This is a genomic window from Nonomuraea sp. NPDC049784 (assembly GCF_040659615.1).
In the GTDB taxonomy this organism is placed as follows: Bacteria; Actinomycetota; Actinomycetes; order Streptosporangiales; family Streptosporangiaceae; genus Nonomuraea.
In genome coordinates this window covers 1-5019 of record NZ_JBFAMX010000694.1, presented here as the reverse complement: position 1 = coordinate 5019, position 5019 = coordinate 1, and the positions used below count along the sequence as shown (strand labels likewise).

The window sequence follows — 5019 nt, the reverse complement described above, 5'->3', positions numbered from 1 at the left end:
GGCGCGCCAGCGCCCGGAACGGCGGCGGATGGTCTAGCGGCCCGTCCCGTCGAGCCCTCGGTCCCGCCACCGAGGAGGCTCCGGGACGGGCCCACCTCGTGCGTGCGACGGCTTCCGGCGACCGAGCCCGCCTCCGCGGAGCGGAGGCCGTCAACACAGAGTAGGTTCGGTGGCATGGCATCGCCGTACATAGAGCTCGAGGTGGGGGAGCGGACCGTCAAGGTCACCAACCCCGACAAGGTCTACTTCCCTGAGATCGGCGCCACCAAGCGGGAGCTGGTCGAGTACTACGTGAGCGTCGGCGAGGGCGCGCTGAGGGCGCTCAAGGACCGGCCGACCAACCTCAAGCGCCACCCCGACGGCGTGCAGACGGAGGCGATCTACCAGAAGCGGATGCCGCCCAAGCACCCCGACTGGCTCGAGTCCGTGACGGTGACCTTCCCGAGCGGCCGTACGGCTCAGTCGCTGCGGGTCACCGAGGTGGCGGCCATCGCCTACTGCGCGAACCTCGGCACCATCGACTTCCACCCCTGGCAGGTTCGGGCCTCCGACGTCGAGCACCCCGACGAGCTGCGTGTTGACCTGGACCCGCAGCCGGGCCTGGACTTCGACACGGCGCGCAAGGCGGCCCTGCTCACGAGGGACGTGCTGGAGGAGTTCGGGATGACCGGGTTCGTGAAGACGTCCGGCAACCGCGGCGTCCACATCGCCGTGCGCATCGAGCCCCGCTGGGACTTCATCCAGGTCCGCCACGCCGGCATCGCCCTGGCCAGGGCCGTCGAGGAGCGGGATCCGGCGCTGGTGACCACGGCGTGGTGGAAGGAGGAACGCGGCGAGCGGGTGTTCATCGACTTCAACCAGAACGCCCGGGACCGTACGGTGGCCAGCGCATACTCCATCAGGGCCAAGCCGCACGCCCCCGTCTCGACCCCGCTGACCTGGGACGAGCTGGAGGACGCCGACCCGCGGGACTTCGACATCCGCACGGTCCCGGCCCGGTTCGCCGAGGTGGGCGACGTGCACGCGGCCATCGACGACGTGGCGTACTCGATCGAGCCGCTGCTGGAGCTCTACGCCAAGGACGATCGAGGCGACATGCCGTACCCGCCCAACTATCCCAAGATGCCGGGCGAGCCGATGCGCGTGCAGCCGAGCCGGGCGAGGAACGCCGGCTAGCGCACGAGGTGATGCGGGGCGAGCTCACGGGTTTCGCCCCTGTTGAGGTAGACCACCCGATCGGCCAGGCCGTTCTGCTCGATGTGGTGGCGGAAGTCGTCCAGCGGTGAGCTGAAGGCGGCATAGTCGTCGTAATGCACTGGTACGACCGCGTGCGGGTTGATCAGGTCCACCCACGACGCGCCCTGCTCGCCGTCCATCGTGACGAGCAGGAGGCCGAGCAGCCGGGTGCCGCCCAGGTGCACCAGTGCCAGGTCGATGTCGGGGAAGCGGCGCGGGATCGCGTCAAGGCGGCGGTCGAGCAGCGTGTCGCCGCTGACGTGGACGCGTAGCTCCACCCGTTCGTCCGGGCTGAGGAACTCCAGCATCGTGCCGATGACGGGCGGCAGCAGCGCCTCGGCGGGGCCTGGCGCGTGCTTGGCGGGCAGCGCGGTGATCTGCACCGCGCCGTGCGGGCCGCGTAGCTCGTGCGTGTGCCATTCCTCCAGCCCCACGGTCCGCCGGAAACCGCGGCGTCGCAGGCGGCGGGCCGCCGCGGTGGTCGTGATGACCGTCGTGTCGCGGTCCAGGCCCTTGCGGGCGACCCGGTCCCAGTGGTCACCGTGCAGGTGCGACAGCACTATCCCGTCGAGCGGTGGCAGGTCCTCGATCTCCACGGCCGGATCGGTGAGGCGGCGGGTGGACAGGCCATAGCCCAGGTACGCCCGCTGGCCCTGATGCAGGAAGTTGGGATCGGTCAGCAGCGTGAGGCCATTGTACCGGATCAGCGTGGTCGCGTTGCCGATGAACTGCAGGCTTCCTTTCACCTTCTCTCACCCCGGGTACGGCGGGCGCTGCCCGGGAGGCACGCCGCCGCCCTTGCCGCCCCCTTTGCCGCCCTTGTCCATGCCGTGCGGGCGGGCGGAGCGCTTGGCTCCCTGCTTTGTCTGGGGCGTGAGGTGGGCGGACTTGAACTCGGTGGGCGATTTGCCTGATCTGCGAATCTCGGGCTGCTGTGGATTGCTCATGTCATTTGTCCCCCTTTATGCGGTTATTTCCTGCCACATTGGGGCGTGGTTAAACCCTCCGTGTCTGGCCGGTTTCACTTAGGTCACATTACTTGACTCGTTATCTAATAATTCGCAAGGCTCTCTTGTGCATCGGGGGAGACAAACGAGTCTGGAGCCTTTTCATGGCAAGAGCACGTCTCGCGGCGGCGGTGGCCGCCTTCGTGGTCGGAGGGGTGACCCTGGCGGCGCCCTCCGCGTACGCATCCTCCGGCCCTGATCTGCCGGTCGAGCTGCCCACCTGCCTCCTTCCGCTGCCGCTGCTCTGCGACGAGCAGCCCGAGCCCACGCCCGACGACTCCTGGTCGAGCCCGCCTCCCTCGGCCGAGCCGGGACCGAGGGACTCCTGGCAGGGGCCGGAGGAGTCCGCGGAGCCTTGGCGGCCCGCGGGCGAGAACGAGCATCGGGTGCCGAGGGGGCACCCGGAGACCGGTGGCGGCGGTCTCGTGCCGGACGACCCGGTGTGGCCGTTCACGCTGGGCGGTGCGGCCCTGCTGGCGGGAGCGGGGCTGGCCGGGTTCGCGGTACGGCGCCGCAAGGGTGTCGTCTGAGCAGCGGCTGCTCCGGACCGGGGCAGTCGTCGTCTCGCTGGCAGGGGCGCTGCTGATCGGGCTCGGCGTCAGCGGCATCTTCAGCGACGAGCCGGAGCCGGGTCCGGTCGCGGCCACGCGACCCGTGCCATCGGTCGCCGGCGTGCCGACCGGCAAGGTGGCCGCGCCCATGAAGGCCGCCAAGCCCACGGCCGTCTACATCCCGTCCATCGGCGTGGCTGCCCCGCTGATGGAGCTGGGCCTGGACGCCCAGGGCGCGATCGAGAACCCGCCGTTCGACCCGCCGAACCAGGCGGGCTGGTACCGCTACGGCGCCGTGCCCGGCCAGCGCGGCGCCGCCGTGATCACCGGCCACCTGGACACCAGGAGCGGCCCCGCCGTCTTCGCCAACCTCAAGAACGTCAAGCGCGGCGACCAGGTCCAGGTGCTGCGCGCCGACCGCTCGGTGGCGGTGTTCGTCGTCGACAAGGTCGAGCACGCGCCGAAGCGGAGCTTCCCGGTCAAGAAGGTCTACGCCAAGCTCACCTATCCGGGGCTGCGGCTGGTGACCTGCGGCGGGACGTTCGACCAGCAGGCGCACAGCTACCGTGACAACACGATCGTGTACGCGCACCTGGCGGCGCCGTACTATCCCAAGAGCTGATCACGGGTCGCGGGGCAGGCCGAGCGCGCGTTCGGCGATGATGTTGAGCTGCACCTCCGTGGTGCCGCCGCCGATCGTGAACGCCCGGGTGGCGAGGATCGTGCGGTTCCAGCGGCGGCTCGCCGGCGCCAGCGACCAGCAGAACTCCGAGATGGCCTGGGCGTGGCGCATGCCGAGCAGCTTGCGCACGCTGGAGGCGGTCGCGGGGTCGCTGCCGGAGAGCTGCGAGAGCGTGATGCGCAGGCCGAGCGCCGAGATGGCCTGACCCTCGGCCCACAGCCGACCCGCCTGCTCGCGTTGCGACTGGCGGAGCGGGGGCAGCTTCGCGATGAGCTCGGCCATGTCGGTGTGCTGCGAGCCCGGGCCCCAGGAGTCGCCGAGCGCGACACGTTCGTGGGAGAGCGTGTCACGGGCCACCCGCCAGCCCTCGTCCACCGCGCCGACGACCAGGTCGTCCGGTACGAAGACGTCGTCGAGGAAGACCTCGTTGAACACCTCGTCGCCGTTGATCTCCTTGAGCGGCCTCACGGTGACTCCCTTGGACGCCATGTCCACCAGGAAGTACGTGATGCCGTTGTGTTTGGATTTTTCGGGAGAAGTCCGGGCGAGGCAGATGCCCCAATGGGCGAACTGCGCGAGGGACGTCCAGATCTTCTGGCCGGTGAGCGACCAGCCGCCCTCCACCCTCGTGGCCTTCGTCGCAAGCCCGGCCAGGTCGGAGCCCGCGCCGGGCTCGCTGAACAGCTGGCACCACACGATCTCCCCGGTGAACGTCCTCGGCAGGAAGCGCTCCTGCTGCTCGCGCGTGCCGTACCGGACGATGGAGGGGACCGCCCAGGCCGCGATGCCCAGGTTCGGCCGTTTCAGGTCGCGGAACTCCTGGTGGATGATCACCTGCTCCAGAGGTGAGGCGGCCCTGCCCCATGGCCTGGGCAGGTACGGCATGATCCACCCTTCCCTGGCGAACCTTCCCAGCCTGGCCGCCGGCTCCTCGGCCCGCAGCGACTCGGCCTCCGCCCTGACGGCGTCCCTGAGGGCGGTGGCCGCTTCGGGCAGGTCCGGCTCCATCGACCGCCGCGTCTTCGCCACCGCCAGCCCCGCCACCTCCTCGGCCCACGGCCCCGGGTCGCCGGCCAGCATCCGGTCGGACAGTGCCCTGCGGTAGTAGCGGTGCGCGTCGTGCTCGAAGGTGTACCCGATGCCGCCGAGCACCTGGATCGCGTCCGCCGCACCTCGCACCGCCGCGTCGGGTCCCAGCACCGCGGCCACCGCCGCCGCCAGCCTGACCTCCTCGGGCGACACGGGGTCGTCCATGGCCCTGGCGGCGTCCCATACGGCGGCACGGGCCTGTTCGAGCGTCACGAGGGCGGCGGCCACCCGGTGCTTGACGCCCTGGAACTGGCCGATCGGCCGCCCGAACTGCTCGCGTACCTTGGCGTACTCGGCCGCCGTCGCCACGGCCCACGCCGCCACGCCGCACGCGTCGGCGCCCAGCAGCACGGCGGCGATCTCCCGTACCGGCACCTCGCCCAGCACCCGGTCGGCGGGGACGTCGCGTGCGGCGATGGAGCAGAGCGCCCGGTCAAGGTCCACGCCGCCGGCG

General features: G+C 70.8%; 6 protein-coding genes. 3 read left to right on the top strand and 3 right to left on the bottom strand.

Annotation, left to right across the window (positions count from 1 at the left end; translation table 11 throughout):
* The first annotated feature begins 174 nt into the window (after window positions 1-174).
* Entirely contained in the window at window positions 175-1176 is a 1002-nt protein-coding gene (gene ligD, locus AB0J09_RS56015; protein ID WP_360710638.1) for a non-homologous end-joining DNA ligase, read from the top strand.
* Here ligD and AB0J09_RS56010 read toward each other — a convergent pair.
* On the bottom strand, window positions 1173-1982 hold the full coding sequence (locus tag AB0J09_RS56010; RefSeq protein WP_360710635.1) for an MBL fold metallo-hydrolase: 810 nt from the start codon (window positions 1980-1982) through the stop codon (window positions 1173-1175). The two genes, ligD and AB0J09_RS56010, sit on opposite strands and share 4 nt — an antisense overlap.
* 6 nt (window positions 1983-1988) lie before the next feature.
* On the bottom strand, window positions 1989-2183 hold the full coding sequence (locus AB0J09_RS56005; RefSeq protein ID WP_345002482.1) for a hypothetical protein: 195 nt from the start codon (window positions 2181-2183) through the stop codon (window positions 1989-1991).
* A gap of 164 nt (window positions 2184-2347) precedes the next feature.
* Between AB0J09_RS56005 and AB0J09_RS56000 the strand changes: the two genes are divergently transcribed.
* A complete protein-coding gene (locus AB0J09_RS56000) occupies window positions 2348-2773 on the top strand; it encodes a hypothetical protein (RefSeq protein ID WP_360710632.1) in 426 nt (141 codons plus the stop codon).
* On the top strand, window positions 2763-3416 hold the full coding sequence (locus tag AB0J09_RS55995; protein ID WP_360710629.1) for a class F sortase: 654 nt from the start codon (window positions 2763-2765) through the stop codon (window positions 3414-3416). The genes AB0J09_RS56000 and AB0J09_RS55995 overlap by 11 nt, the downstream gene beginning before the upstream one ends.
* On the opposite strand, the gene AB0J09_RS55990 is transcribed toward AB0J09_RS55995, so the two are convergent.
* On the bottom strand, window positions 3417-5019 hold a 1603-nt coding region (locus AB0J09_RS55990), incomplete at its 5' end, for an acyl-CoA dehydrogenase family protein (protein ID WP_360710626.1). It lies immediately after the preceding gene.